This window comes from Actinophytocola sp. NPDC049390 (genome assembly GCF_044466355.1).
Lineage (GTDB): Bacteria > Actinomycetota > Actinomycetes > Mycobacteriales > Pseudonocardiaceae > Actinophytocola.
In genome coordinates, this window is sequence record NZ_JBITMQ010000006.1 from 1 (window position 1) to 26,975 (window position 26,975).

General features: G+C 72.1%; 30 protein-coding genes. 15 read left to right on the top strand and 15 right to left on the bottom strand.

Going from position 1 to position 26,975, the window contains the following annotated elements; all coding sequences use genetic code 11:
• The first annotated feature begins 149 nt into the window (after positions 1-149).
• Entirely contained in the window at positions 150-821 is a 672-nt protein-coding gene (locus ACIBVP_RS18575) for a uroporphyrinogen-III synthase (protein ID WP_396107731.1), read from the top strand.
• Positions 822-1,068: 247 nt separating this feature from the next.
• The gene (locus ACIBVP_RS18580) at positions 1,069-1,767 is read left to right on the top strand and encodes a sirohydrochlorin chelatase (RefSeq protein WP_396107382.1); all 699 of its coding nucleotides are present in this window, start codon (positions 1,069-1,071) and stop codon (positions 1,765-1,767) included.
• Here ACIBVP_RS18580 and ACIBVP_RS18585 read toward each other — a convergent pair.
• Positions 1,686-2,507 carry a helix-turn-helix transcriptional regulator gene (locus tag ACIBVP_RS18585; RefSeq protein WP_396107383.1) on the bottom strand — a complete coding sequence of 274 codons (822 nt, stop codon included), beginning with the start codon at positions 2,505-2,507 and terminating at the stop codon, positions 1,686-1,688. The two genes, ACIBVP_RS18580 and ACIBVP_RS18585, sit on opposite strands and share 82 nt — an antisense overlap.
• 78 nt (positions 2,508-2,585) lie before the next feature.
• Between ACIBVP_RS18585 and ACIBVP_RS18590 the strand changes: the two genes are divergently transcribed.
• Entirely contained in the window at positions 2,586-2,972 is a 387-nt protein-coding gene (locus tag ACIBVP_RS18590; protein WP_396107384.1) for a hypothetical protein, read from the top strand.
• On the opposite strand, the gene ACIBVP_RS18595 is transcribed toward ACIBVP_RS18590, so the two are convergent.
• Both ACIBVP_RS18595 and ACIBVP_RS18600 read right to left on the bottom strand, forming a co-directional pair.
• A complete protein-coding gene (locus ACIBVP_RS18595; protein WP_396107385.1) occupies positions 2,919-3,482 on the bottom strand; it encodes a hypothetical protein in 564 nt (187 codons plus the stop codon). The two genes, ACIBVP_RS18590 and ACIBVP_RS18595, sit on opposite strands and share 54 nt — an antisense overlap.
• 57 nt (positions 3,483-3,539) lie before the next feature.
• A complete protein-coding gene (locus ACIBVP_RS18600) occupies positions 3,540-5,087 on the bottom strand; it encodes a cellulose binding domain-containing protein (RefSeq protein ID WP_396107386.1) in 1,548 nt (515 codons plus the stop codon).
• A gap of 173 nt (positions 5,088-5,260) precedes the next feature.
• Between ACIBVP_RS18600 and ACIBVP_RS18605 the strand changes: the two genes are divergently transcribed.
• Entirely contained in the window at positions 5,261-5,731 is a 471-nt protein-coding gene (locus ACIBVP_RS18605) for an SRPBCC family protein (RefSeq protein ID WP_396107387.1), read from the top strand.
• A gap of 5 nt (positions 5,732-5,736) precedes the next feature.
• Positions 5,737-6,504, top strand: coding sequence for a dimethylargininase (gene ddaH, locus ACIBVP_RS18610; RefSeq protein ID WP_396107388.1), 768 nt, complete (start codon positions 5,737-5,739; stop codon positions 6,502-6,504).
• Here the strand turns inward: ddaH and ACIBVP_RS18615 are convergent.
• Complete coding sequence (locus ACIBVP_RS18615; protein WP_396107389.1) at positions 6,458-7,489, bottom strand: aminoglycoside phosphotransferase family protein; 1,032 nt, start codon at positions 7,487-7,489, stop codon at positions 6,458-6,460. The two genes, ddaH and ACIBVP_RS18615, sit on opposite strands and share 47 nt — an antisense overlap.
• A 237-nt stretch (positions 7,490-7,726) precedes the next feature.
• Here ACIBVP_RS18615 and ACIBVP_RS18620 point away from each other — a divergent pair, with 237 nt between their 5' ends.
• On the top strand, positions 7,727-8,803 hold the full coding sequence (locus ACIBVP_RS18620) for a trans-sulfuration enzyme family protein (protein ID WP_396107732.1): 1,077 nt from the start codon (positions 7,727-7,729) through the stop codon (positions 8,801-8,803).
• On the opposite strand, the gene ACIBVP_RS18625 is transcribed toward ACIBVP_RS18620, so the two are convergent.
• From ACIBVP_RS18625 to ACIBVP_RS18640, 4 genes are all read right to left on the bottom strand, one after another.
• Positions 8,800-9,483, bottom strand: coding sequence for a DNA alkylation repair protein (locus tag ACIBVP_RS18625; RefSeq protein WP_396107390.1), 684 nt, complete (start codon positions 9,481-9,483; stop codon positions 8,800-8,802). The genes ACIBVP_RS18620 and ACIBVP_RS18625 overlap by 4 nt on opposite strands.
• The gene (locus ACIBVP_RS18630) at positions 9,465-10,109 is read right to left on the bottom strand and encodes a TetR/AcrR family transcriptional regulator (RefSeq protein ID WP_396107391.1); all 645 of its coding nucleotides are present in this window, start codon (positions 10,107-10,109) and stop codon (positions 9,465-9,467) included. Before ACIBVP_RS18630 ends, ACIBVP_RS18625 begins: the two co-directional genes overlap by 19 nt.
• Before the next feature lie 29 nt (positions 10,110-10,138).
• Positions 10,139-11,554: an MFS transporter gene (locus ACIBVP_RS18635; RefSeq protein WP_396107392.1), complete on the bottom strand. Its 1,416-nt coding sequence runs from the start codon at positions 11,552-11,554 to the stop codon at positions 10,139-10,141.
• A gap of 105 nt (positions 11,555-11,659) precedes the next feature.
• Positions 11,660-12,154 carry a GNAT family N-acetyltransferase gene (locus ACIBVP_RS18640; RefSeq protein ID WP_396107393.1) on the bottom strand — a complete coding sequence of 165 codons (495 nt, stop codon included), beginning with the start codon at positions 12,152-12,154 and terminating at the stop codon, positions 11,660-11,662.
• 539 nt (positions 12,155-12,693) lie between these two features.
• Between ACIBVP_RS18640 and ACIBVP_RS18645 the strand changes: the two genes are divergently transcribed.
• Genes ACIBVP_RS18645 through ACIBVP_RS18675 form a run of 7 tightly spaced genes read left to right on the top strand, consistent with a single transcriptional unit; the run spans position 12,694 to position 19,863 of the window.
• Complete coding sequence (locus ACIBVP_RS18645) at positions 12,694-14,409, top strand: non-ribosomal peptide synthetase (RefSeq protein WP_396107394.1); 1,716 nt, start codon at positions 12,694-12,696, stop codon at positions 14,407-14,409.
• A complete protein-coding gene (locus ACIBVP_RS18650) occupies positions 14,406-15,182 on the top strand; it encodes a thioesterase II family protein (protein ID WP_396107395.1) in 777 nt (258 codons plus the stop codon). Before ACIBVP_RS18645 ends, ACIBVP_RS18650 begins: the two co-directional genes overlap by 4 nt.
• A 2-nt stretch (positions 15,183-15,184) precedes the next feature.
• On the top strand, positions 15,185-16,384 hold the full coding sequence (locus tag ACIBVP_RS18655; RefSeq protein ID WP_396107396.1) for a cytochrome P450: 1,200 nt from the start codon (positions 15,185-15,187) through the stop codon (positions 16,382-16,384).
• Positions 16,385-16,412: 28 nt separating this feature from the next.
• Entirely contained in the window at positions 16,413-16,832 is a 420-nt protein-coding gene (locus tag ACIBVP_RS18660) for a DUF6098 family protein (protein ID WP_396107397.1), read from the top strand.
• Positions 16,801-17,802 carry a TIGR03557 family F420-dependent LLM class oxidoreductase gene (locus ACIBVP_RS18665; RefSeq protein ID WP_396107398.1) on the top strand — a complete coding sequence of 334 codons (1,002 nt, stop codon included), beginning with the start codon at positions 16,801-16,803 and terminating at the stop codon, positions 17,800-17,802. The genes ACIBVP_RS18660 and ACIBVP_RS18665 overlap by 32 nt, the downstream gene beginning before the upstream one ends.
• Positions 17,799-18,878, top strand: a complete 1,080-nt coding sequence (locus ACIBVP_RS18670) for a glutamate--cysteine ligase (RefSeq protein ID WP_396107399.1) — start codon at positions 17,799-17,801, stop codon at positions 18,876-18,878. The genes ACIBVP_RS18665 and ACIBVP_RS18670 overlap by 4 nt, the downstream gene beginning before the upstream one ends.
• Positions 18,868-19,863 (top strand): iron-containing redox enzyme family protein, encoded by a 996-nt coding sequence (locus ACIBVP_RS18675; RefSeq protein WP_396107400.1) that lies wholly within the window; start codon positions 18,868-18,870, stop codon positions 19,861-19,863. The genes ACIBVP_RS18670 and ACIBVP_RS18675 overlap by 11 nt, the downstream gene beginning before the upstream one ends.
• Here ACIBVP_RS18675 and ACIBVP_RS18680 read toward each other — a convergent pair.
• Both ACIBVP_RS18680 and ACIBVP_RS18685 read right to left on the bottom strand, forming a co-directional pair.
• Positions 19,860-20,063 carry a CDGSH iron-sulfur domain-containing protein gene (locus tag ACIBVP_RS18680; protein WP_396107401.1) on the bottom strand — a complete coding sequence of 68 codons (204 nt, stop codon included), beginning with the start codon at positions 20,061-20,063 and terminating at the stop codon, positions 19,860-19,862. The two genes, ACIBVP_RS18675 and ACIBVP_RS18680, sit on opposite strands and share 4 nt — an antisense overlap.
• A complete protein-coding gene (locus tag ACIBVP_RS18685; protein WP_396107402.1) occupies positions 20,041-20,697 on the bottom strand; it encodes a HemK2/MTQ2 family protein methyltransferase in 657 nt (218 codons plus the stop codon). Before ACIBVP_RS18685 ends, ACIBVP_RS18680 begins: the two co-directional genes overlap by 23 nt.
• A gap of 138 nt (positions 20,698-20,835) precedes the next feature.
• On the opposite strand from ACIBVP_RS18685, the gene ACIBVP_RS18690 reads away from it, so the two are divergent.
• Positions 20,836-21,696: a DUF2382 domain-containing protein gene (locus ACIBVP_RS18690; RefSeq protein WP_396107403.1), complete on the top strand. Its 861-nt coding sequence runs from the start codon at positions 20,836-20,838 to the stop codon at positions 21,694-21,696.
• A gap of 66 nt (positions 21,697-21,762) precedes the next feature.
• Here the strand turns inward: ACIBVP_RS18690 and ACIBVP_RS18695 are convergent, their stop codons facing one another.
• From ACIBVP_RS18695 to ACIBVP_RS18715, 5 genes are all read right to left on the bottom strand, one after another.
• Positions 21,763-22,155: an STAS domain-containing protein gene (locus ACIBVP_RS18695; protein ID WP_396107404.1), complete on the bottom strand. Its 393-nt coding sequence runs from the start codon at positions 22,153-22,155 to the stop codon at positions 21,763-21,765.
• 191 nt (positions 22,156-22,346) lie between these two features.
• On the bottom strand, positions 22,347-22,742 hold the full coding sequence (locus ACIBVP_RS18700) for a response regulator transcription factor (protein ID WP_396107405.1): 396 nt from the start codon (positions 22,740-22,742) through the stop codon (positions 22,347-22,349).
• A complete protein-coding gene (locus tag ACIBVP_RS18705) occupies positions 22,732-24,162 on the bottom strand; it encodes a PAS domain S-box protein (protein ID WP_396107406.1) in 1,431 nt (476 codons plus the stop codon). Before ACIBVP_RS18705 ends, ACIBVP_RS18700 begins: the two co-directional genes overlap by 11 nt.
• 37 nt (positions 24,163-24,199) lie before the next feature.
• The gene (locus tag ACIBVP_RS18710; protein ID WP_396107407.1) at positions 24,200-24,577 is read right to left on the bottom strand and encodes an ATP-binding protein; all 378 of its coding nucleotides are present in this window, start codon (positions 24,575-24,577) and stop codon (positions 24,200-24,202) included.
• 110 nt (positions 24,578-24,687) lie between these two features.
• Complete coding sequence (locus ACIBVP_RS18715) at positions 24,688-25,296, bottom strand: response regulator (protein ID WP_396107408.1); 609 nt, start codon at positions 25,294-25,296, stop codon at positions 24,688-24,690.
• A gap of 132 nt (positions 25,297-25,428) precedes the next feature.
• Here ACIBVP_RS18715 and ACIBVP_RS18720 point away from each other — a divergent pair, with 132 nt between their 5' ends.
• On the top strand, positions 25,429-26,919 hold the full coding sequence (locus ACIBVP_RS18720; protein ID WP_396107409.1) for an FAD-dependent oxidoreductase: 1,491 nt from the start codon (positions 25,429-25,431) through the stop codon (positions 26,917-26,919).
• Positions 26,920-26,975 lie beyond the last annotated feature (56 nt).

Sequence of the window (26,975 nt, forward strand, 5' to 3'; positions counted from 1 at the left end):
GGGGGCGGCGGGGCGGGCTTCGGGGGGGGGGGGGGGGGGGGGGGGGGGGGGCGCCCCGGGGGGGGGGGGGGGGGGGGGGGTGGGGCCCCCGGGGGGGCGGGGGGGGGGGGGGGGGCGCGCGGCCGGGGGGCCGCCCCCCCCCCCCCCCGCTGCGGGACTTCGTCGACGCGTTGCGGGCGGCGGGGGCGTCGGTCGTGGAGGTCCCGGTGTACCGGTGGACCGGGCCCGCCGAACCGGCACCGCTGTCCCGGTTGCTGGACGCGCTGGTCGCCGGGCAGGTGGACGCGCTGACGTTCACCAGCGCTCCGGCGGCGGCGAGCGTGCTGCGGACGGCCGCGGAGGAGGACCGGCTCGAACGGGTGCTGGACGCGCTGCGGTACCGGGTGCTGGTGGTGTGCGTCGGGCCGATCACGGCGAGCCCGTTGGCGAGGGTGGGGGTGCCGGTGATCCAGCCCGCGCGGGCACGGATCGGTGCGCTGGTGCGGGAGCTGGCGGTGGCGCTGCCGGCGCGGGCGACACGGGTGAAGGTCGGGCGGTGCCACTTGGAGGTGCGGGGGCAGGCGGTGCTGGTGGACGACGAGCTGCGGCCGGTGCCGCCCGCGCCGATGGCCGTGCTGCGGGCGCTGGCGGAGGACCCGGGGCGGGTGTTGTCGCGGCGGGTGCTGGCGGGGGTGCTACGGAAGCACTCGGGGCGGGAGGACACCGTGGACGTGCACGCGGTGGAGACGGCGGTCGGTCGCCTGCGTGCCGCGCTGGGCACCCCGAACCTGGTGACGACGGTCGTGAAGCGCGGCTACCGGTTGGCGGTGGAACCGGCATGACGCCTGACCGCCGATCGGACGCACTGAAGGACCCCTTCAGCGCGCGGCCCCGGCGGAGCTGCTCCGGCGGGCCGGGGTTGGCCTCCGGCCCCCGGTTTCCAGCCTACGGCAGGGGGTCGACGCTGTCGGAGCGTCGCGGTGTCGCCTGTGGACAGACCGTTCCCCTGTGGACAACCTCATGACGGGCCACCTCGACTGTCGGCCCTCCGGGCTACGCCGGAAATCGGGGGCCGGAGGCGCGGCCTGCGTGCTCGTCGCGCACGGGACGCGCGATCCCGCCGGAGCCGCCGTCGTCCACGAGTTGGCCGAGCTGGTCCGGCGGCACGTGCCCGACGTCCGGGTCGCGTACGCCGACGTCCGGCAGCCCGACGTCACCGCCGTTCTGCGTGACTTCCCCGGCCCGGCGGTCGTCGTGCCCGCGTTCCTCTCCGCCGGTTACCACGTGCGCGTCGACATCCCCGAGCAGGTCGCCGCGTCCGGTGCGCACGCCGTGATCACCCCGCACGTCGGGCTCGACCTCGTGTCCGTCGCCCGGCACCGGCTCCTCGCCGCCGGGTGGGTGCCGGGGCAGCCGGTCGTGCTGGCCGCGTCGGGGTCGTCCGATCCGCGGTCCCGTGCCGAGGTGTACGACGCCGCGTGGCGGCTCGGCGCGTCCCGCGTCGGGTTCGTCGCCACGTCCGAGCCCGCGCTCGCCGACGTCCTCGAACCGGGGGACGCAGTCGCGAGCTGGTTCCTCGCGCCCGGCCTGTTCCACCGGCGGGCCGTCGCGGCGGGGGCGGCGGTGACGGCAGCGCCGCTGGGCGCGCACCCGGCGGTCGCCGCGTCGGTCGTCCGGCGGTACCGGCACGCGTGCGCACCGAACGCTCAGTGCGTGACGTGTGCCAGGCCGGTTACGCGCAGGAGTTCCAGTGCGGACGCGGTGCGGGTGCCGGGCGCGGCCGAGTAGACCAGCACGAACTGGTCGGCCTCCGGCACCAGCAGGATGTCGCAGTCCAGTGTGAGCGGGCCGAGCCGCGCGTGCTCCACGGTCACGGTGCCGGACCGCAGCCGTCCCGAACGCCCGGCTCGCCAGTGCCGGTCGAACGCCGCGCTGCCCGCCCGCAGCTCGGCGACGAGCCGGGTGAGGTCCGGATCGGCCGGGTACCGGGCGTGCGCGCTGCGCAGGGACGCCACGCAGTCGGCCGCCGACGGCGACTCCGGGTCCGGGGTGGGCCCGAGGAACCGCTGCCGGATGAGGTTGCGCCGCTCCGGCGGCCACGCCGAGAAGTCGCCGAGCAGCGCGGCGGCCAAGGGGTTCCACGCCAGCACGTCCGACTTGGCGGACAGCACGAGCGCGGGCAGGTCCGACATCCGGTCCAGCAGCCGCAGCACACTCGACCGCACCGGCATCGGGACCCGGCCGTCGCGCGGCGGCGGGGTCCCCGCGAGCCGGAACAGCATGTCGCGGTCGTCGTCGGACAGCCGCAGCGCCCTGGCCAGCGCACCCAGCACCTGCGCGGACGGCTTCGGGCCGCGGCCCTGCTCCAGCCGGACCACGTAGTCGACGCCGAGGCCCGCGAGCTGCGCGACCTCCTCGCGGCGCAGCCCCGGCACCTGCCTGCGCGTCCCGGACGGCAGGCCCACGTCGGCCGGGGTGACACGGGACCGCGCGGTGCGCAGCACGGCCGCCAGCTCGGCTCTGTCCACACCACCATCGTGCCGGAATCCGGGGTGGTACTGGCAGGTCCTGGCGTTCGGCCGCGCGTCCGGGTGAGGCTGGCGGGCATGGGAGACACCATCCTGTCGCTCGGCATGCACCCGAGCGCGATCGACTTCAGCCGCTACCCGGGCATCACCGAGGACATGCTGACGGCCCGTGTCGAGGCGGGCGAGGCGCAGCTGCGTGCGGCCGGGTTCGACATCGTGCCGTGCCGCCTCACCTCGGACGACCCGGACGACGCCGAGAAGAGGATCCGCGCGACCGTCGCGGAACGGCCGGTGCGGGTCGTGGTGATCGGCGCGGGCCTGCGGATGGTCGAGGAGTACACGCTGCTGTTCGAGAAGGTCGTGAACTTGCTCGTCGACCTCGTCCCGGGCATCCGGTTCTGTTTCAACACCTCACCGGAGACCACCATCGACGCCCTGCGCAGGTGGGCGCGTCCCAGCCACTGACACGAGCCGGTGCGCGATCTGCTCGACCGGCTCCGCCGAGCGCCTGCCGTCGACGACGAACGCCGTGCCGAAGCGGCGCCGCAGCGACCGGACCCGCCAGTGCGCCCGGGTGGGGAAGAGCGCCTCGCCCTGCCTGCTCATGATCCGCACGACCGGGCCCCTGGCGGTGTCGACGCCGTCGACCGCGTGCCATGGCAGGTACACGGCCTCCGGACGGCGGCCGAGGCCGGTGCGGACCCACAGGCCGGTGTGGTCGGCGGCGAGCTGCGGACCGAGCAGGCCCTGGTACTCGCGCACGACCAGCACGGTGAAGTACAGCTGGAGCGCGAGCGGCGGCGCGAGCAGGAGGAACAGGGCCGTCCCGAGCCACACGGAGGCGGCGAGCTGGGCCACGAGTAGCGCGACCAGCAGCGCCGTCACCGCCAGCAGCATGGCGTACAGGGCGGTCGTGTTGCGTTTGGTGCGCACCACCACTGGCGCGTGACCAGGCACTTCAGGAACGAACGACACCAACGGGCCCCTCCTCCGGACGCCAGGTTGTGACGCCGGAGGAGGGGTCCGCGTTCCTCAGAACCCCGCGGTGATACGCGTGAAGTCCCAGTTGTTCTGGGAGATCCCACTGCAGTTGCTCACCACGCCGCCACCGGGACATGGCCGGTCGCGGTTGACGGACCAGAACGCGAGCCTCCCCAAGCCTCGTGCCTTGGCCCAGTCGCGGATCGAGGTCCAGGTGGCCACCGACGTCATCTCCTGCTGGTCGGACAGGCCGTTCATGCCGGAGATGCCCATGTGCGCGTACGCCTGGGCGTCGGTCCAGCCGAACGCGGACTTGAGCTTGTTCTTCAGGCCCTCCGCCGCGTTGATGGTGTCGGTGCCGATGTTCGCCGAGCCGAAGTCGAACGGCATGATCGTGAACACGTCGATGCCCGCGTTGATGGCGGCGGCGCGCTCGATCAGCTGGTTGCCGTAGTAGTTCGGGCCGGTGGTCGTCGTGCCGAAGGTGACGATCGTCTGGATGCCCGGGTTGTTCTGCTTGACGATCTTCAGCGCGTCGAGGATGCGGTTGCGGACGGTGTCGTTCTCGAACTCGTCGGAGTTCTCGATGTCGATGTCGATCGCCTTGAGGTTGTAGGCGTTGATCACCTGCTGGTACGCGCCGGCGAGAGCCTGCGCGGTCGAGCAGTTCGGGCCGAGCTTGTTGCCGCTCCACCCGCCGAACGACGGCACGATGTCACCGCCCGCGGCGCGGATCGCGTTGATCGCCTGCTGGTCCACCCCGCCGGTCAGCGGACGGGTCGAGTCCCATGCGGGCGTGCAGCCGCCGCCGGAGAGCACGAACGCCATGGTGAACCACTTGACGCCGGTCGCCGACATGACCGTCGCGGGCGCGGGCGGGTCGCCCCAGCCCATGTACAGGTACGGCGCGCCGCGGCCGCCCGTCGGCTGGGTGCAGCCGGTGGTCGTGGCCGAGACGGGGCCGCTCTTCGCCGACTCGCCCGAGCCGTTGTACGCGGCGACCGTGTACGTGTGCGAGGTGCAGGCGCCGAGGCCGCTGATGGTGGCCGACGTGCCGGTGACCGTGGCGCGCACGGTCGTGCCCTCGTACACGCGGTAGCCGGTGACCGTGCCCGACGAGCCGCCCCACGACAGTGAGATCGAGGAGTTGGTGGTCCCGGTGACCGACGGCGTGCCCGGGGTCGACGGGGCGCCGGGGTTGCCACCGCCGCCGTCGCACGGGTCGCCGTTGAAGCGGCAGTTCTGGATGCCGGCGAAGTTGCCGGGGCTGCCGTTGAACCCGAACGTGGTCGAGGCGCCCGCGGCGAGCGTCGGGGCCCACGACGGGTTGCGGAACGTGTAGTGCTGCCCGCTGCTGGTGCGCTGCGCGTCCCAGGAGCTGGTGATCGAGTAGCCGCTGGGCAGGTCGAACTCGATGGTCCAGCCGTTGATCGCGGCGCTGGACGCGTTCTTGACGGTGACCTTGCCCTCGAAGCCGGTGCCCCAGTCGGACACCTTGGTGAACGTGGCCGTCAGTCCGGGCGCGGCGCTCGCCGGCGCCGCCGTGACCAGGCCGAGTACCAGTGTGGCGGCGGCCAGACCGGTGAGCCATCTTCGCATCGTGGACTCCTTCGCGCAGGAACGAAGAGCACCCCGTGGATCTCCCGCGCACCAGTTTGGTCTAGACCACCGCTCCTCGGCAAGGTCTGGACCAATACAGCGAGACAAACCGGACTTCTCCGTGCATGCGCAGTGGCTTGCCGGGCCCGTGAACCGCGTGCGACCGTGACTTCGTGGAGCCCACCATCTCGCGGAGCACCGTTCTGGCCGCCGGCCCCGAGGTCGTGTGGGCCATCGTCACGGACCTGCCCAACATGGGGGAGCTGAGCCCGGAGAACGTCGGCGGGCGGTGGGTGGGCGGGGCGACCGGACCCGCCGTCGGCGCCCGGTTCCGCGGCGTGAACCGCGGCCCCGGCAAGGAGTGGCGGACCACCGTGCGGGTGGTGGAGTGCGAGCCGCCGCGCTGGTTCGTCTTCGACGTCCGCTCACCCATCGGGCTGCGGGTGTCGCGCTGGGCGTACGAGATCACGCCGACCGCGGACGGCTGCGTCCTCACCGAGCACTGGTACCGGGTCGGCAACAAGTTCGTGCAGCGCTACCTCGGCCCGATCGTGACCGGCAAGGCCGACCGGCCGGGGTTCAACGCCTACTCGATCGAGCAGACGCTGGCGGCGGTGGCCAGGAAGGTGGCACGCGTAGCCTGAGGGGCATGTCCATCACGGTTCTCGTGCGGCGCCCCGGACCCCGGCTCGCGGACGGGCTCATCTCGCACATCGAGCGGCTGCCCATCGACCCGGCACTCGCGTCGCGGCAGTGGGAGTCCTATGTGGAGGCGCTGGCCGCGCAGGGCTGGCGTGTCGTCGAGGTCGAGCCCGCCGACGACTGCCCCGACGCCGTGTTCGTCGAGGACCCCGTTGTGGTGTACGGGAAAACGGCCGTCCTCGCCCGGTCCGGCGCCCCGGAGCGGCAGCCCGAGACCGAGGGCCTCGCCGCGGCGCTCGACGGGTACGACCTGCGGCGGATCGAGGCGCCCGGCACGCTCGACGGCGGGGACGTGCTCAAGATCGGCTCGACCGTCTACGTGGGCCGCGGCGACCGGACCAACGAGGAGGGCATCCGGCAGCTCGCCGCGCACCTGCCCGACGCCACCGTCGTGCCGGTGCCCGTGACCAAGGTGCTGCACCTCAAGTCCGCCGTCACCGCGCTGCCGGACGGCACGGTGATCGGCTACCCGCCGCTGGTCGACGACCCGTCGGTGTTCGCCCGGTTCATGCCCGTGCCAGAGGAGGGCGGGTCGCACGTCGTGCTGCTCGGCGGCAACCGGGTGCTCATGGCGGCGAGCGCACCCGCCACGGCCGAACTGTTCCGGGAGCTGGGCCTGTCGCCGGTGGTCGTCGACATCAGCGAGTTCGAGAAGCTCGAGGGCTGCGTCACGTGCCTGTCCGTGCGGCTGCGTGACTCCGCAGCGCTGCCCTGACGCACGACGCCGGGTCGCCTTCGTGGTAGATCCGCTCCGACGCCTCGATCCCGTCGAGGAACTCCTGGTACCGGACCGCGAGGTACAGCCTGGCCAGCGGTGCGCCGACCACGAGCGCGCGGGCCGGGTCGCTGCCCGGGCGCTCGGCGCGCCACGCCGACACCCACGCGGCGTGGGCGGCAGGCGTCCGCGCGGTGTCGCCGAACTCCGTGACCCGCAGCCCGTCGAGCACCGGCGCGCCGACGTGCGCGTCGGCGAAGTCGAGCACCGCGGGCGGGCCACCGTCGCTGCGCCAGTTCCCCGAGTGGAAGTCGCCGTGCACGACCGTGGCCGGCAGCCCGCAGTCGGCCAGTGCCGCCCAGCCCGGCAGCAGCGCCCTGGCACGCGCCACCTCGTCGGCGGTGAGGCCGAGGTCACGGTCGAGCAGGGCGTCGATCTCGGCGGGGTAGTCGCGGTGCCGGAGCCATGTCGGCGGGGTCAGTGCGGCCTGAGCGGCGACGTACCGGTGGATGCCCGCCGCGAGCACGTCCTCGGACGCGTGCCAGCAGTCCTCGCCCGGCAGGTGCGTGAGCAGCAGTTTTCCCTCGCCTGACGCCAGGACCTCGGGCACCAGCGTGGGATCCACGGCCGCGAGCTCGGCCATCACGCGTGCCTCGTCGGTGGCGAACGCGGGCAGTGCCTTCAGCCACACCGGGCCACGCTCGGTCGGCAGCCGGAACAGCGCCGCGAGGTTCCACGTCTTGCGCTGCGTCACCGGCCCGGTCACCGCGACCCCGCACCCGGCCAGCGCCTCGTGGGCCCACGTGAACAGGTCGCGCAGCCCGTCGACGGTCGCGAAGTGCGCCCGCGACGGGTCGTCCCCGTCGAGTTGCGCCGCGGGGAGCGACACGGTCGTGCCCGCCGCCTCCACGTGGTAGGTCACGTGCCCGCCGCGTGGTACCTCGCCGCCGTCGACCCGCATGAGCCGCACCACGTACGCGGGCACGCCCAGCACCGCGGACAGGTGCGCGGTGACCGTCTTGACCTCGGCCCACCACGGTGCGGCTAGCCCGCCTCCCCGGATTTCAAAGTGTTGGTCCCGACTCAGCGCAACCGGCGGACCGCAGGCGGTTGGTGGCTGAGTTGCGTCACGTTCCCCTGAGGTCACTGCCGATCAGGCCAAGACTCAGCGGCAAAGATCCACAGGACTCGTCCTAGATTGGCAGCCGTGACCACACCACGAATGGAGACCGTCTGCGTCGGCGCGGGGCGCGGTCCCGAGCAGCCGGGCACGCCGATGAACGTGCCGCCGGTGTTCGCGTCGAGCTTCCGCTCCGGCGGCGAGCACGAGTACTCGCGCAACGAGGGCACCCCGACCTGGGAGGCGCTCGAACAGGTCGTCGGGCAGTTGGAGGGCGGCACGGCGACCGCGTACGCGTCGGGCATGGGTGCCGCGGCCGCCATCGTGGACCTGCTGCCGCCCCGGTCCCGCGTGGTCGTGCCCGCCGACTCCTACACCGCGGTCCGCCAGCTCGTCGCGGCCCGCGGGCACACCGTCGACCTGCGGGACATCACCGACACCGACGCCACCCTCGCCGCCGTCGAGGGCGCCGCGCTGCTGTGGCTGGAGTCGCCGACCAACCCGCTGATGGACGTCGCCGACCTGCCCGCGCTGTGCGCCGGTGCGCGGGCCGCCGGGGTGCCGGTCGCGGTCGACAACACGTTCGCCACGCCGCTGCTCCAGAACCCCCTGGCGCTGGGCGCGGACATCGTGATGCACAGCGGCTCCAAGTACATCGGCGGCCACGCCGACCTGCTGATCGGCCTGGCCGTCGCCGCCGATCCCGACCTGGCCGCGCGGCTGCGCACCAACCGCGTGCTGGCGGGTGCCACACCGGGTGGCATGGAGGCGTTCCTCGCCGTGCGCGGCGTGCGGACCATGGCGCTGCGGGTGCGGCACGCCCAGGAGTCGGCCGGGGTGCTCGCGGAACGGCTGGAGCAGCACCCGGCGGTGTCCCGCGTCCGGTACCCGGGCCTGCCGACCGACCCCGGCCACAAGCGGGCGGCGGCGCAGATGTCCGGGTTCGGGGCGATGATGTCGTTCGAGGTCGCGGGCGGCGCCGCCGAGGCCGACGCGGTGTGCGCGGCCCTGCGCGTGGTCAACGCGGCGACCAGCCTCGGCGGCGTGGAGTCCACCGTCGAGCGGCGCGCGAAGCTCGCGGGCCAGGAGCACGTGCCGCCGTCGCTGCTGCGGTTGTCGGTCGGCTGCGAGCACGTCGAGGACCTGTGGGCGGACCTCGACGCCGCACTCGGCGGCTAGACGTACCTCGCGCGCAGGCCGGGGGCGAGCTTCTCCACGGCGTACCGGAGCGCGGGCCGCGGCATGCGGCCCGCGTTCTCGTCGAGGAACGTCAGCAGCGCGGGCTCGTCCACCAGGCCCGCGTACTTCAGCGCGATGCCGACCGGCTTGGCCACCACGACGTCCTCGTCCGGCAGGAGGAGCTCGGCCAGCCGGAACAGGTCCGGCAGGTGGTCCGGGGTGCCGTACCGCGCCCAGTACAGCGGCGCGGTGATCGCCGTCCGGCGTTCGTGCGGGTCGGCCGAGCGCGCCAGCGTGAACAGCCGGTCGTGCGGGCGGTCCATCAGGTAGCGGCCGACGACCCTCGGCGCGGCCCGGTCGACCATGTCCCACGTGTCGATCCGGTCGTGCCGTGCCAGGTACAGGTCGCAGAGCGCGCGCCGGTCGTCGTCGGTGAGCTTCGCGGAGCGGGCCATGAAGTCCAGCACGCACATCGCGGACAGCCGCGCCTCGTACTCCGGCCGGTCGAGCAGCGCCGACACCTCGTCCAGCGTCATCCCGGCGTGCGCCTTGGCGAGGTCGAACAGTGTCTTCATCCGCACCCCGATGACCGGGTAGCCGGCCGGGAGCCGGGCGCTCGTCTTCGCCCGGTCCTCGGCTGTCGCGTGCGCGTGGAGGTCGGTCAGGATCGCGGGGTCCACTGGCCGGCCCTTTCCTCGAGGGTGGGTGCGTGGCTCGGCAGGTCGGTGGTGACCGGCGGGACACGCAGCCCGTCGAGGATGATCGTCAGGTAGCGCTGCCGCAGGTCGGCGACGCGGGCCGGGTCGCCGACGCCGACCGAGGCCAGCTGGCCGAAGAGGGCGCCGAGGTCGCCGATCTCCAGGTCGGCGCGGATCACGCCCGCACGGTGGGTCCTGGCCAGCAGCTCGTCGTTCAGCTTGCCCGCGCGCGCGGACATCTCGTACAGCTCGGGCGACGGGGTGAACGTGCCGGCGAGCGCGTTGGTGATCGAGTGGGTGTCGGCGGCGACGACGTCCCGCATGAAGGTCGCGAAGACCTCCCAGGGATCTCCACCGGACGTGATGGCGTCGACCGCTTTCTCCACGATGGCGGTGTAGAGCGCGAGGCCGTCCGCGCACAGCTTGCGGAGCAGGTCCTCCTTGCTGGGGTAGCGCCGGTACAGGGCGCTGATCCCGACGCCGGCCCGCTCGGCGACCGCGGCGATCGGCGCCGTCGGGTCGGCGACGAACACCTCGCGCGCGGCCTCGACGATCAGTCCGTCGTTGCGGGCGGCCTGTGCCCTGCGGCCGCTGAGCGGAGCCGACATCGGAACCCTCCTTGGAACGTGTCGTCAGGTTAGTGGGCGGCGTTCTTCGCCTTGCGGGGCAGCAGGAAGCCGAGTCCGAAGGTGACCGCGGTCAGCGCGATCGCGACCAGCGTGACGACCTTGGCCGCGTCGACGAACGCCGGTGCCGCGGGCGCGTCGACGTTGGAGAAGAACACCGTGCCCAGCACCGCGATCCCGAGCGACGCGCCGAGCTGCTGCACCGAGGTCAGGATCCCCGATGCCGAGCCCACCTCGTCGTCGGCCAGGTCGCCGACGATGATGTCGAACAGCGGCACGAAGATCATGCCCATGCCCGCGCCGAACACCGCGAGCGGCGCGACCGGCGGACCGTCGACCGACAGCGAGAAGTACAGCCAGGTCAGTCCGGCGGTCATGAGCCCGAGCCCGAGGTGCAGCACGCGGCGGCCGAGCCCGGCCAGCACGCTCGCGCCGACCGCGGAGCCGACGAACGCGCCGACCGCCCAGGGCGCCATCGTGAGGCTCGCCTTCAGGGGCGAGTAACCCAGACCGAGTTGCAGAAAGAGACCGACCGCGAGCGAGAACCCGGTGATCACCCCGAAGAAGGCGACCACGAACACGACACCCGAGCTGTAGGACCGCCGGGCGAACACGGACAGCCGCACGAGCACCGGACCGTCGCCGCGCTGGGTGGCGGCGAAGACGGCGAGCACCACCACGGAGGCGGCCAGCATGCCGAACGACCAGAGCGGCCAGCCCAGCTCGTGCCCCTGCGTCAGCGGGTAGACCAGCAGGAACATCCCGGCGGCGGCGAGCAGCGCGCCACGTACGTCGAGCCGCTGTCCCCGTGCGGCGGGCGGGCTGTCCGGCAGCACCCGCGCCCCGACGGCCAGCGCGAACGCCCCGAGCGGGATGTTGATCGCGAAGACCATCCGCCAGCCGGTGCCGAACACGTCGGCGTCCACGAGCAGCCCCGCGACCACCGGCCCGAGCACGGTCGCGAGCCCGATCACGGGCCCGAGCAGCGCGAACGCCTTGCCGACCTCGGCCCCGAACAGCTCGCGGATGAGCCCGAACGACTGGGGCACCATCACCGCGCCGAACCCGCCCTGCAGCACGCGGGCGACCAGCAGCGTCTCCGGTGAGAACGCGACCGCGCACAGCAGTGAGGCGCCGAGGAACCCCAGCACCCCGACGATCATCATGCGCTTGCGGCCGTACATGTCGCCGAGCCGGCCGCCGACCAGCAGCCCGACGGCCATGGCGAGGGTGTAGCCGGCGGCGATCCACTGCAGCGTGGCGGTCGAGCCACCGAGGTCCGCCTGGATCGCGGGCGCCGCGATCGTGCCGACCGTGGAGTCGAGGAGGTTGAGCAGGTCGGCGCCGAGGATCGCGAACAGGCCCAGCCAGCGCCGCGGGTGCGCGGCGGGTGCGACCAGGACGGGCGCGTCGAGGGTGGCGGTCACGGTGACTCCTTTGGAACGGAATGCTTGGTTCCGTTCGAGAGTAACAGAACGGAATGCTTCATTCCAATAGGGTGGCTTCAGAAGTTCGACAGGCCCGCGGAGCCGCTATCTGACCAGGGCGTACGCGATCGCCAGGAACTGCTCCTCCGCCGGGAACCCGCTCTCCATGCCGACCTGGATGTCCCACTCCGGTACGCGCTCGTAACCCAGCCGCTCGTACAGCCGGACCGCGCTCGGCATGAAGTCCATCGTGTGCAGCGCGAGGGCGCCTGTCGTGCGCGTGGCGCAGTACGCCATCAGCGCCCGGCCCGCTCCGGTGCCCTGTGCGGACGGGTGCACGGCGACCGCCCGCACCCAGGCCCAGCCCGCCGGCAATGGCACCGGTGCGCGGTCGGGCGGGAAGAGTCTCGCCGTGCCGACGACCTTGTCGCCCGCCATCGCGACGATGGCGTCGCCGCCGTCGTCCAGGTCCAGCACGCCCGCCAGGTAGTACTCGTGCATGGCGGGCGTCAGGTCGTTCGCGTACGGGCGGTAGGCGTCGGTGAGCAGTGACCGGACGGCGTCCCGCTCGTCGATGCGCATCGGGCGTACGTGGGTCATGGTGTCGTTGTACCGGCGCCGAGCATCCGCCGGTACCGATTTGAGCTGGCGAGGTCTGCACGAGAACGCAACTCGGTATGCGTGGGGGCGCGACTCGCGGTGTTGGGGGGCGTGACTCGCGGGGGAAACGTGAGGAATGTTCTGGTCACCAAACGTCACAGGGGGGACCGTTCGGGGGTGGGTGACCGAATGGCATATCGGCACGTCCTTTTCGGTCGCTCGTGGCGATCGGGTGTGAACTCCGCTGACCGCCGTGTTCTTGCTGCGGGTAGTCGATGTGCGACGCGGTGATGGTAACCGCCTTGTAAATAGGCCGTTCGTCGTACGTCGAGTAGCCCGTCGAACGCGAAGCGTCGTAGTGCGGTGCATGATCAATTACCAGATATACGAGACTGTGATGAAAATTTCCCCTTTGGATCATCGTCGCTGGTCCGGGCATCGGGCGGGTCGTGGTGAGAGGTTTCGTCACTCTCTGCTTAATGTTTCGTTGTGAATCTCCCCCTAGAATCCCGCCGGATCCGATCTGGGACGGAGAGCAGATGACCATCACCGCGAGACCCGGCCTGGCCGCACGGACCGGCGCCGGAGAAGTTCTCGACGCCGTCGACCGGTGGGCGGCGCGACTGCCGGCCGCCACCGCGGTCACCGCACCCGACGGCGTGCTGACCTTCGCGGAACTCCAGGAAACGATCAGGAACATGGCCTCGGCGCTGCGTGCCGCGGGCGCGGGCCCGGGTGTTCCGGTGGGACTCGGGTTCGGACGCTCGAAGCTGACCGTGCCCGCGCTGCTCGCGGTGTGGCACACCGGTGCCACCGCGGTGCCGCTCGACGACCGCCATCCCGCCGACCGGCTCGCGTTCATCCTGCGGGACGCGGGCGTTCAGTTGCTGTTGGGCGAACTTCCCTTCGCCACCACCGCGTCCACCGTCGACCTGACCGCGACCGCAGCGCACCTGCCCGCGCACGCCCCGGCACCCGGCGACCTCGCCTACATCGTCTACACGTCCGGCACCACCGGCAGGCCGAAGGGCGTCGAGATCGGCTACCGCGCCCTGGGCACCTTCCTCGACGCGATCGCCACGCTCGGCCTCACCCCGGGTGGGGTCGGGTTCAACCCGCTGTCGCCCGCGTTCGACGGCTGGTTCTGGTGCACCCTGCTCTACCTGCTGCACGGCCAGGGCGTGGCCATCGTGGACACCGACGGCACCGATCTGGCGAGCGCGCTCGCCTCGGTCGCGCCGAGGACCGTGTGCATGAGCCCGTCGCTGTACGCCGCGTGCCCCGACGACATGCCCAGCGTCGACGTGTTCGTGGTGGCCGGAGAGGCCGCGACCCCGGGCTTGCTGCGCCGGCTGCGGGGCCGGCGCGTGCTGAACGTCTACGGCCCCACGGAGACCACGATCGCCGCGACCTGGGCCGACAGCGCCGACGGCGACGACGTGCGCACGATCGGCCGCGCCATGCCCGGCTACCGGACCTACGTGCTGGACGCCGACGGCGCGCCCGTGCCGCCCGGCGGGGACGGCGAGCTGTGCGTCGGCGGGCCTGCGCTCGCGCACGGCTACCGCAACCTGCCGGACCTCACGGGCGACCGGTTCGTGCCCGACCCCTCCGGCGACGGCCGGATGTACCGCACCGGCGACCGCGTGCGGTTGCGCCCCGACGGGCAGATGGAGTTCCTCGGCCGCGTCGACGACCAGGTCAAGATCCGCGGGTTCCGCGTCGAGCTGGGCGAGGTGGAACGCACCGCCGCCGACGCGGACGAGGTCCGCGCCGCGACCGCGTTCGTGCTCGCCACCGGCGACGCGCTCGGGCTCGCGGTGGTTCCGGAACCGGGTGTCGACCCGGTGGCCGCGGTCGAGGCGGCCACCGGTCGTTGCCGCCACCTGCTGCCGGACTTCATGGTGCCGTCCGTCGTGGACGCGGTCACCGAGCTGCCGGTGACCGCACACGGCAAGGCCGACCGGGCCGCGCTCGCCGAGCAGGCGGACGCGCGGCAGGCGGTGTCGGGCGGCAGGCCACCGGCGACCGAACGGGAACGGCAGGTGTGCGACGTGTGGAGCAGCGTGCTGCCGCGCCCGGTGTACGACGTGGACGCGAACTTCTTCACCTCGGGCGGGCATTCGCTGCTGGCGTCACGCGCGGTCGTGGCGCTGCGCAAGGCGACCGGGCTGCGGCTGTCGATCAAGGACCTGCTGACGCACCCCACGCCCGCGGAGCTGGCCAGGAAGCTCGACCGGTTGGCCGAGTCGTGAGCGGACCCCACCCTCTGACGCAGGGCTGGTTGGTGCCGTTCGCGCCGGTGGGGGAGCGGCCGGTGCTGGTGTGCCTGCCGCAGGCCGGTTCCGGGTGCGGGGCGTTCCGGTCCTGGCAGGAGCACCACGACGACGTGTCGGTGGTCGGCGTGCAGCTGCCCGGCCGGGAGAACCGGTTCACCGACGAGTTCGACGGCACGTTCGCCGACGCGGTCGCGGAGATCGTGGCCGCGCTCACCGCCGCCGTCCCGTCCGGGCTGCCGATCGTCCTGTTCGGACACAGCCTCGGCGGGCTGCTCGGCTACGAGGTGGCGCGGGCGTTGCCGAACCCGCCGGACGCGCTGGTGGTGGCCGCGTCCCGGCCACCGCACCTGAGCGGCCGGGTCGCGGGCAGCATGGGCGCGGCCGACGGGGTCGCGACCGCGACGAACCTGTTGGCGGGCAAGGAACTCGACGACGACGTGCGCGAGCTGGTGCTGGAGGTCCTGCGGCAGGACGCGGAGCTGTCGGCGACCTACACCGACCCGGCGGGCGCACCGGTGCCGTGCCCGCTGCACGCGTGGGGCGGCGCCGCCGACGAGGTCGTCACGGCAGAGCACGTCGGCGGCTGGGCGCCCTACGCGGACCGGACGTTCCACACGCGACAGTTCGCGGGCGGGCACGACTTCTGCCTGCGGGCACCGGAGGCGGCCGCCGCGGCACGCGCGCTGCTGACCGCATCGGTGTCCCATTCGATGTCCCCATCGATGTCCCAGTCGCGGCAAGGGGTGTGAGCGTGCGGATCGACCTGAAGGACCCGGGGCTGTTCGAGCGGGACGAGTTCGGCGAGGTGCTCGCGTGGCTGCGCACCAACGAACCCGTGTACTGGCACGAAGAGCCGGACGGCCCCGGCTTCTGGGTGCTGACACGGTACGCCGACGTCGTGCACGTGTACGGCGACGACGACCTGTTCAGCTCGCAGCGCGGGATGCGGCTCGACAGCAGTCCGGAGGCGGTCGACGCGGTCGCCGGGCGGATGCTGATCGTCACCGACCCGCCCGACCACACGCGGTTGCGGCAGGTGGTCGGGCGCGCGTTCGGCCGGTCGGCCATGCCGCGTATCGAGGCGGTCGTGTCGCGGGTCGTGCGGACCGTCGTGGCCGACGCCGTCGAGCAGGGCGAGGTGGACTTCCTCGACGTGGCCAAGAAGATCCCCAACCACGTGGTGTGCGAGCTGATGGGGTTGCCGCGTGAGCACTGGGAGTGGGTCGGCGACACCACCACCGAGGCGTTCGACGCGCCGGCCGACACCGACCGCGTCGCCGCGTACGGCGAGCTGTTCCTGCTGTTCACCGAGCTGCTGATGGAACGCCGCGAGGACCCGGGCGACGACTTCATCAGCATGATCGCGCAGGCGCGCCAACGGGAACGCGGCGGTGCCGAGGGCCGCGAGCTGACCGACGAGGAGGTCGTCTTCAACTGCAACGGCGTCCTCGCCGGGGCGAACGAGACGACCCGCTACTCGATGGCGGGTGCCGTGCTGGAACTCGTCCGCGACCCCGCGCACTGGCAGTGGCTGCGCACAGCGGGGCAGGCGGGCATCGCGTCGGCGGTCGAGGAGGTGCTGCGGTGGACGTGCCCCGGCGTGCACGCGCTGCGCACCGTGACCCGCCCGACCGAGATCGGCGGCGTCCCGATCCAGGCCGGTGACCGGGTGACGATCTGGAACGCGTCGGCCAACCGGGACGAGTCCGTGTTCGACGACCCGGACCGGTTCCGGCCCGACCGCAGCCCGAACAAGCACGTGACGTTCGGTGCGGGCAGGCACTTCTGCGTGGGCGCCCGCGTGGCACGTCTCGAGCTGACGGCGTTCCTCACCGAACTGGTGTCCAGGGTGGACCGCATCGAGCTGACCGGCGAGCCGAGGCATAACTCGTCGAACTTCACATGGGGCCTGCGGACCCTGCCGGTGCGCCTGGTGCCGGGGTCCGCATAACCTCAGCCGGAACCGGGCACTCCCCGGCATGGCGGACATGCCCACCCTCGACCGGCTCGACGAGCTGACCCTGCTCATCGACCACGGAGAACCCGTCTACCTGCGGTACTCGCCCGGTCCGGAGGCCGACGCCCGCCACCCGAGCAAGGACCACGAGAGCGGGCTGCTCATGTCGGGGGTGTCGGCCAACCCGCTGCGGCCGCCGAGGTGGTGGACCCGGCCGCCGGTGGACTGGGTGGCCCGGAGCGTCTGCCAGTACCTGCGTGAGCTCGACGAGGGCGCGCGGCCGTGGGTGCTGACCGGCAGGGTGATCGACTTCGGTCCCGACAACGAGCCGTTGCTCACCGACGTCACGCCGATCGCCTGGCTGTCCGACGAGCTGCTCGCGGCCGCGCACAAGCACTACAAGGAGCAACTTGACGCTGGTCAGGCAACGCACCCCGGTTGACCCGGTGCGGCGCGGGTACCCGCGCCGCATGGTGAGCATGGGGTACTTCCTGTCCTGTGAGGAGTCCGGGCCCAGGGAACTGGTGCGGCAGGCGAAGCTCGCGGCCAACTCCGGGTTCGAGCGGTTGTGGATCTCCGACCACTACCACCCGTGGAACGACGAGCAGGGGCAGAGCCCGTTCGTGTGGTCGGTCATCGGCGCGTTGTCCGAGGCCGTCGACCTGCCCGTCACCACGGCCGTGACCTGCCCGTCCGTCCGCATCCACCCCGCGGTGCTCGCCCAGGCCGCCGCCACGGCGGCGGTGCAGCTCGACGGCGGGTTCGTGCTCGGCGTCGGGTCCGGCGAGGCGCTCAACGAGCACATCCTCGGTGACCCGTGGCCGAGCGCGGACGTGCGGCTCGCGATGCTCGAGGAGGCCGTCGAGGTGATCCGGCTGCTGCACGGCGGCGGCAGCCGCAGCCACCACGGCAAGTACTACACGGTCGAGAACGCCCGGATCTACACGCTGCCGGACGAACCGGTGCCGATCTACGTCTCCGCGTTCGGTCCGAAGGCGGTCGAGCTGGCGGGGCGGATCGGTGACGGGTTCGTCTGCGTCATGCCGGACGCCGACCTGGTGAAGGCCTACCGCGAGGCCGGTGGCAAGGGCCCCGCGCAGGGCGGGTTCAAGGTCTGCCACGCGCCGACCGTCGAGGAAGGACTCGACACCGCCTACCGCGTCTGGCCCAACGAGGGCCTGCCCGGCGAGCTGGCGCAGGTGCTTCCGCAACCGAAGCACTTCGAACAGGCCAGCACCCTTGTCACCCGTGACATGCTGTCGCTGCCGACGGGACCGGACCCCGAGCCGTACCTGACACAGGTCAGGGCGTTCGCGGACGCCGGCTTCGACGAGGTGTACGTGGCCCAGATAGGGCCCCGGCAGGACGAGTTCTTCCGGTTCTGGCGCGAGGAGGTAGCCCCGCGACTGTGAGCACGTTCGGTGTCGAGGAGGAGTTCCTGCTGGCCGACCCGGAGACGGGCCGGCCGGTTCCCGCTGCCACGGAGGTGCTGAAGGCCGCGTGGGAGGAACCCGCGCCCGGCGCCGTGCACCCCGAGCTGTCGCAGACGCAGGTGGAGGCCGCGACCGTGCCGTGCGCCACGCTCGACGAGCTGGAGCACGAGCTGATGGCGGGCCGGGCACACCTCGCCGCCGCGGCCAGCAGCTGCGGGGTGTGGCTCCTGCCGAGCGGCACGTCCCCGCTCGGCGGCGCCGCGGAACCGGTGGACGAGCCGCGGTTTCGCGACATCGCGGACCGGTACGCCGAGGTGGCGCGCGACTACCAGGCGTGCGGCTGCCACGTGCACGTCGGTGTGCTCGACCGGGAGACCGCGGTCGCCGTGAGCAACCACCTGCGGCCGTGGCTCGCGACGCTGCTCGCCCTGTCGGTGAACTCGCCGTACCACGACGGCCGGGACACCGGGTACGCCAGCTGGCGGATCGTCCAGCAGTCCCGGTTCCCCGGCGCGGGCGTGCCGCCGTGGTTCCGCGACGCCGACGACCACGACGAGCGGGTGGCGCGGCTGGTCGACAGCGGTGTCCTCGTGGACGAGGCCCAGTCCTTCTGGCTGGTCCGCCCGTCGCCGACGTGGCCGACCGTCGAGCTGCGGGTCGCCGACACCGCGGTCGACGTGTCGGGTGCGTTGCTGCAGGCCACGCTGTCGCGGGCGCTGGTCGAGACCGCGCTCAACGACCTCTCGCTCGGCCGCGAGGCGCCGCCGCTCGACGACCAGGTGCTGGCCGCGGGGGTGTGGTCGGCCGCGCGGTACGGATTGGGCGGGGCCGGCGTGCATCCGGTGCGTGCCTGCCGGGTACCCGCGACCGAGCTGCTCGACGAGCTGATCGTCCGCGTCGCGCCCGCACTCGCCGAGGTCGGCGACCTGGCCGCGGCACGGGAGCTGTTCGCGGGCGTGCTGCGGCGGGGCACCGGCGCGGAACGTCAGCGCGCCGTCGGGGAGCCACTCGACGTGGTGCGGCTGCTGGCGATTGGAGTGTCGTATGAGGACTGAGGCGCGCGCGGTGCTCGCCGCGGTGTTACCGGAACCGCGCGGACCGCTGTCCGCCGCGGTGGTCTCGGCGCTGCGGGACGGTGGCCTGCCGTCCGTGGACGTCGCGGCCGCCGACCCGTTCGGCGCGGACCTCGCGGTCGCGCTGCACACCTGCTACGAGCTGCACTACCAGGGTTTCCGCGACGTGGACCCGGACTGGGAGTGGTCGCCGTCGCTGCTCGCGTTCCGCCGCGAGCTGGAGCGGGTGTTCGAGGCGGCGCTGCGCGCGGCGGTGCCGGCCGGCGACGCCACCGTCGCCACCGTGCTCGACGAGCTGCTGGTCGAGCCGGTGCCGGGCACCGGGGTGTCGCACTTCCTGCGCGACGAGGGCGAGTGGTGGCAGTTCCGCGAGTACGTCGTGCACCGCTCGATCTACCACCACAAGGAGGCCGACCCGCACGCGCTGGTGATCCCGCGCCTGTCCGGCCAGGCGAAGGCGGCGCTGGTGGCGGTCGAGTTCGACGAGTTCGGCGGCGGCCACGGCGACCGCGTGCACGCCCAGCTGTACCGGGACCTGATGGCCGCCACCGGCCTGGACGACGGCTACCTGCGCTACTTCGACGACGTGCCCGCGCCGGTCATCGCGGTGGTCAACATGATGTCGATGTTCGGCCTGCACAGAAGGCTGCGCGCGGCGATGGTCGGCCACTTCGCGGCCGCCGAGATCACCACCGCACCCAGCGCGGCCCGCCTGGTGAAGGCCGTCGAACGCCTCGGCGGCGGCCCCGACGTCACCCACTTCTTCGCCGAACACGTGGAGGCCGACGCGGTGCACGAGCAGGTGCTGCGCCACGACGTCGTCGGCGACCTCCTCGACCGCGAACCGGACCTGGCCGCGGACGTCGTGTTCGGTGTTCAGGCCACGGAGTTCCTCGAGTCCCGCTTCGGCGACCACGTACTGACCGCGTGGCGCGCGGGCCACACTTCGCTGCTGACGGCGCTCTAACCCTGGTCCACGCGCACCCGCTCGCGGTGGCTCGTGTCGCACAGCGGGTAGCGCTTGCTGCGGCGGCACGTGCACACCGCGACGACGAACCGGTCCGACGTCACGGTCTCGCCGTCGTCGGTGACCAGCTCGACCGGGCCCTCGACGAGCAGCGGCCCGTCCGGTACGACGCGCACCCTACGCGGCCGTGGGCTGGTCACCGCGAATCACCACCAGTTCCTCACTGTGCTGGCCCGGCTCGATGAGGCCGAGTTCGACCAGTTCCCGTCGTCGTCGGTGCATGACGGGCCCGAACGGGACGTCCGCGCGGACGACCACCTGTGCCTTCAGCCCGCCGCCGCGCAGCAGGTGCAGCGTCCGCTCCTCGTCGCACAGTCCGGAGTGGACCATCAGCAGCGTGCCGGCGGGTGCGAGGAGCAGGGGAGCGTTGACGCACAGGCGGTCCAGCATCTCGCGACCGTCCTCTCCGGCGTCCCACGCACGATGCCTGCCGCGCGGTGTTCCGCACTTGCCGGGCACGTACGGCGGGTTCGCGAGGATCAGGTCGAAGGTGCGGCCCGCGACCTGCTCGAACGCGTCACCGCGCGTCACCTCGGCGCGGACACCGCGCAGCGCGGTGTTCACGCGGGCGACCCACACGGCTCTTCGCGAGACGTCGACGGCCGTGACGGAGCGTGGACCGGTGCGTGCCGCCGCGATCGACAGCGCGCCGGTGCCGCAGCCGACGTCCAGTACCGAGGCGCCCGGGCGGATCCCGGCGTCGGCGAGCGCGTCGGTGAGCAGCCAGGTGTCGTGCTGGGGGCGGTACACCCCGGGTAGGCGAGTCAGTGACATGCGTGAGAGTGCCTCCCCCTCACCCGGTCAAACCCGTCCCTCGACCGGGTGAGAACGCGGTTACGCACGCATATTCGGCCGTGCGAAGGGCAAGCCCGACCGGCAAGTTTCCACTGTCGACAATGGAAGGTGAGCAGAGTGATCGCTCAGAACATGGTCAACCAGCTGTACGACTGCCAGGTCGTCGACCCGAGGGGCGAGAAGATCGGTGCCGTCAAACGGGTCTGGCTGGATGGTCGCACGGGAGACCCGCTGTGGGCGTCCGTGCACACCGGACTGTTCGGCCTGAAGGAGTCCTTCGTCCCGTTGCAGCGCGCGGAACTGCGCAACGACCAGCTGCAGGTCCCGGTGGACAAGGAACAGGTGAAGGACTCGCCGAGGATCGAGGCGACGCACGACCACATGACCGACGAGGAACAGGCCGCGCTGTACCGCCACTACGGGTTCGGACCGCAGGGTGGCGCACCGGGACAGACCTCGCAACGGCAGACCTCGCAGCGACAGACCACGCAGCGCCAGACATCGCAGCGACGCCCGGGTTCCAGCCTCCAACCGGAGGAGTACCCCGGTCGTGGCCGAGAACACCGGGGTGACCCGCGGTCCACCCGGGACGACGCGATGACCCGTTCCGAGGAACGGCTGAACGTCGGCACCGAACAGGTGGAGACCGGGAAGGTGCGGCTGGTCAAGCACGTCGTCACGGAACAGCAGCAGGTGCAGGTCCCGGTGAAGCGCGAGGAGGCGCGGCTCGAACGCGAGCCGATCACCGATGCGAACCGCGGCGACGCGATGCGGGGCAAGGACATCACCGAGGCGGAACACGAGATGACGTTGCACGCCGAGCGGCCGGTGGTGAAGAAGGAGACCGAGCCGGTGGAGCGCGTGCGGCTCGCCAAGGAGGAAGTCACCGACACCGAGACGGTGTCCGACACCGTCCGCAAGGAACAGATCGACCTCGAGGACGGCCGCAGCCGCGACGACCGTCGCCGCCGCAGTTGACCGCGCACAAAACCGGGGCCCCGCAAGGGGTCCCGGCTGCGACGGTGGGGAACAGGGCGAGCAGGATCAGCCGAGCGCGAACCGCGCGCTCGGCAGCGTCACGTAGACCTCCAGCTCACCGGTGACGTCGGTGAGACTGAGCACCCGCTGGACGGGCTGCGTCGGCGCGGCGAGCACCAGCCTGCGGTGCTCGGCGGCGCTGCGGTCGCCCGCGGCTCGCAGTACCTGCACGCCGACCAGTGCGAGGAAGCGCACCTCAGAGAGGTCGACCAGCACGTTCGGGACCTGACGTCGTTCGGTGTCGGCGAGCGCGTCCCGCAGGACCGCGGCGGTGCACAGGTCGACCTCGCCGATCGGGTTGACCTGTTCCAGGTCGTCCCGCACGCGGATCTGACGCACCGTGAGGTGCCGGTAGATGGTTTCCCGGTTCGTGACCGGCGGAGTTGCTTTGTTGCTCATCGGATCTCCCCGAATTGGTGACCGTGAGCGCTTGAAAGAAGAGCCCACCACCGAGAACCCGTTGGTGGTGCGGCTGGCGTGCCGCCTGCCGCCATGGCAGAGGTCCCGCTACAGCGTCTCGACTACCTGGCTGTCTGCTCAACCTCATCCCAGCATCGCACGGTGCTGCCGAGGTGTCCACCGGGGCCATGTCATGCCTGGACAGCGGCTCCGGCGCGGCGCACGGCCGCCACGATCTCGGCGTTCGTGGCGCCCTTGACGAGGTACTCGCGCACGCCGAGGCGCAACAGCTCGTCGACCGTGCCGGAGTCGTCGTAGGCGGAGAAGGCGAGCAGTTGCGTACGCGGTGAGCGGGCCCGGATCTCCCGCGCGGCGTGCGTGCCACCGCCACCGGGCATCCGCACGTCCAGCACCGCCACGTCCGGGTCGTGCACCTCGGCGAGGGCGATGGCCTGCACCGCGTCCTCCGCGATCGCCACCACCAGCAGGTCCGTCTCCGCCGCCAGGACCTCGGACAACGCGAGGCGGATCATCGGGTCGTCGTCCGCGACGAGGACCCGCACCGGCGCCCGCACGTCATACGTCACGAGACGCCTCCGGAGGTGGGTCGGGCAACCAGAACCGGACGGTCGTGCCCTCTTCACGGGAACTGGTCACCGACCACCAGCCGCCCGCGGTCTCGGCGCGCTCCCGCATCTCGATCAGCCCGAAGTTCCGCTTCGGGTCGGTGTTGACCTGGTCGGGGAAGCCGCCGCCGTTGTCCTGTACCTCTGTCAACGTGCCGCCGTTCGTGCTGGTCAGCCGGATGTCGACACGGGAGGCGCCCGCGTGCTTGCGCACGTTCGCGAGCGCCTCCTGACAGATCCGGAAGATCGTCACCGCGGTCGCCGTCGGCGGCTCACCGGACAGGTCCCCGGTCAGCTCGGCCGTGATCCCCCAGGTCGAGGTCACGTCTCGCAGGTAACCGGACAGCGCGGGCAGCAGCCCGTGCTCGTCGATCGCGGTCGGCCGCAGGTGCACCACCAGGTTGCGCAGCCTCATGATCGACGCCCGCACCGACTCCTCCAGCTGCCCGACCGTCGCGCGTTCCTCGTCGGGCAGGCGGCCGGCGAGCAGCTGCAACCGCATGCCGACGGCCACCATGGCCTGGATCGAGTCGTCGTGCACGTCCCACGCGATGCGGCGGCGCTCCAGCTCCTGCGCCTCGACCAGGTGCCCGAGCAGCCTGCGCCGCTCGGCGAGCGCCTGCTCGGTGTTGCGGCGTTCGGTCATGTCGCGGGTGACCTTGCCGAAGCCCCGCAGCTTGCCACTCTCGTCGAAGAGCGGGGTGATGATGACGTTGGCCCAGAAGCGGGTGCCGTCCTTGCGGAGCCGCCAGCCCTCGTCCTCGAGCCTGCCCTCCGTGATGGCCTCGCGGAGCTCCCGCTGCGGTTTGCCGTCCGAAATGTCCTCGGATGGGTAGAAGATGGAGAAGTGCTGGCCGAGGATCTCCTGTTCCTCGTACCCGCTGATCCGCTGCGCGCCGACGTTCCAGCTGATGATGTGGCCCGCCGGGTCGAGCATGAAGACGCCGTAGTCACGCACCCCCTGCACCAGCAGGCGGAACCGTTCCTCGCTCTCCCGCAACGCCTGCTCGGTGTTGCGGCGTTCGGTCATGTCGCGGGTGACCTTGCCGAAGCCCCGCAGCTCCCCGCTCTCGTCGAACAGCGGGGTGATGATGACGTTGGCCCAGAAGCGGGTGCCGTCCTTGCGGAGCCGCCAGCCCTCGTCCTCGACTCTGCCCTCCGCCACGGCTTCCCGCAGCTCGCGCTGGGGTTTTCCCTCGGCGACGTCCTCCGGCGGGTAGAGGACGGAGAAGTGCTCGCCGAGGACCTCCTCCTCGCGGTAACCCTTGATCCGCTCGGCGCCCAGGTTCCAGGTGATGATGTGCCCGGCCGGGTCGAGCATGAAGATGGCGTAGTCCGAGACGTTGCGCACGAGCAGCCGGTACGCGTCATCGGCGTGCATGGTCCAACTGTGCCCTACGTGCTCGCGGTACTGCCCGTCAGGCTGGAACGCCGTTCGGGGGTGTGGCCAGCTCACACCACACCACCTTCCCACGACCACGACGGGACGCCCCCCAGGCGGAGGAGATCTGCTCGACCACCCGCAGGCCGAGTCCGCTCGTCGGCGTGACCCGGTGCGAGACGGGGAGGAGGGGACTGTCGTCGCACACCTCGGCCCGGATCCGGTCACCGCCATCGATGAGCCGGACCACGGGCGTGCCATGCCCGTGCAGGAGCGCGTTGGTCACCAGTTCGGACACCGCCAGCACGAAGTCGTCGTGCGAACAACTGCTGCGCCACGCCGCCAACGTCGACCGCGTGAACTGGCGTGCGAGCGCTGCGCTGGTGTCCCGCTCGGCGAGACGGAGCTCGGCCACCACTGGTACACCTGTCTCCACCACACAACCTTCCGTCAGCGCCCCTGTTCCGGGCGAGATGCGGATGCCGATGGCGGGTTGGTGCAGATGCACCAGTTCGTCGAGCCGACTCAGTCCAGCAGGCCTTCCCGGCGCGCGATGGCAACCGCCTCGAGCTTCGAGCGGGCGCCCAGCTTCTCCAGGACGCGCTGCACGTGGTTGCGGGCCGTGTTCAGCGCTACGCCCATGCGGGCCGCGACCTCGGCCGTGCTGGCGCCGTCCGCGAGCAGGTCCAGCGCCTGCCGCTCCCGGGTGGTGAGCGTCGCACTCGGGGTGCGGCCGGTCAGGCGGTTCAGCACGCCCGCGAGGAACTCGGCCCCGAACACCGCCTCGCCGTCGGCGACCCGCCGGACCGCGTCCTCCAGCTCGTCGAGACCGGCGGACTTCAGCACCAGGCCGGAGCCGCCCGCCTCGGCGACCCTGGCGGCCACGCTGGCGGTCGCCTCACCGGTCAGCACCAGCACGCGGGCGCCGGACCTGCTCAGCGCGCCGATCGAGTCGATCGCGTCGCCGTCGGGCAGCCTGCGGTCCAGCAGCACGACGTCGGGTTCGTGCCTGCGTACGGAGTCGACCGCGGTGGCGATCGAGTGGGCACGTGCGACGACCTCGATGTCGTCGGCGCGCGCCATCGCGAGGGCCATCGCCTCGGCGACCATGTCGTGGTCCTCAACCAGAACCACCCGGGTCGGCGCCATGGACAAGGTTCTCCCGCGTCGGTGAGGTCGGGTCGGTCCCCCAGTGTCCCTGTTCGCCGACGGGCTACCCCACCCGGTGTCCGTTTAGCCGTCCGACGGCCCGGCTATTCCGCTGACATGACGCGCTCGCTGTGGCTCGACACCACGCAGGGGACGGCCCGCAGGGAAGCCACGCTGCCCTCGACCGCCGACGTCGTGGTGCTCGGCGCCGGGATCGCGGGCATGACCACCGCGTACCTGCTCGCCGAGACCGGCCGGTCGGTGCTGGTGCTGGAGGCGAGGGAGATCGGTGGTGGCGTCAGCGGCAACACGACCGCGAAGCTCACCGCGCAGCACGAGCTGATCTACCACCGCATCGGGTCCGCGGCCCCGGCGTACGCGCGCAGCCAGCTGGCCGCCCTCGAATGGGTGGTCACCACGGTCGCCCGTACGGGTGTCGAGTGCGACCTCGAACGGGTCGACAGTCACGTCCACACGACCGACCCGGCACGGCTGCCGATCCTGCGCGAGGAGGTCGCGGCCGCCGTCGACGCGGGGCTGCCCGCCGACTTCGTGGAGAAGATCGACCCGCCGCTGGACGCCGTGGGGGCGGTGCGGTTCCGTGACCAGGCACAGTTCCACCCGCGCAAGTGGCTGCTGGGGCTCGCCGAGCTGACCGAGGCGGCGGGCGGGCGGATCATCGAGGGCGTGCGCGCGACCGGTCTGCGGGAGGGCGACCCGTCGATCGTGCGGACGACGGCGGGTGCCGTGCGTGCGAAGGACGTCGTCGTGGCCACGCACTACCCGGTGTTCGACCGGGGCATGTTCTTCGCCCGGCTGGAGCCGACCCGTGACCTCGTCGTCGCGGGCCCGGCGGACCGCGAGGTCACCGGCACCTACCTCGACGAGACGACCCACCACTCCGTGCGCTCCGTGCCGACGCCGAACGGTCCGCAGGTGATCGTCGGTGGCGAGCACTACCGCGTCGGCGACCACGTCGACGTCGAGGCGCGGTTCGCGCGGCTGGCGGACTGGGCGCGGGAGCACGTGGGCCTCGATGAGGTCCGCTACCGCTGGTCGGCGCACGACATGTCCACTCTGGACAGAGTGCCGTACGTGGGCCGCTACCACCCGAGGGCGTCTCACCTGTGGGTGGCGACGGGCTTCGGGCAGTGGGGCATGACCGGCGGTACGGCCGCGGGGCTGCTGCTGCGTGACCTGGTGGCCGGGCTCGACAACGAGTTCACCCGGTTGTACGACCCGAACCGGTTCTCACTGCGTGCCGCGGGTTCGCTGGTGTCCGCCAACGCGACGGTGGCGAAGTTCCTGGCGGGCGACCACGTGCGCGCGCTCACGAAACCGGGCCTCGCGAACCTCGCTCCTGGCGAGGCGGTGGTGACCCGGCACGGCACGTCGATGGTCGCCGCGTACCGGGACGACGGCGGTGACCTGCACACCGTGGGCGCGCACTGCACGCATCTCGGCTGCCTGGTGGCGTTCAACAACGCGGAACGCACCTGGGACTGCCCCTGCCACGGCTCACGGTTCGATGTGGACGGTCAGGTCGTCCAGGGTCCGGCCGTACGCCCACTGCGTGCGATCCCCACAAAGGAAGAGGAAGCCCGATGACCGAACCAGTACCTCCCAGCCCGAACCCCCTCCCACGACCAGGCGAACCCGCACCG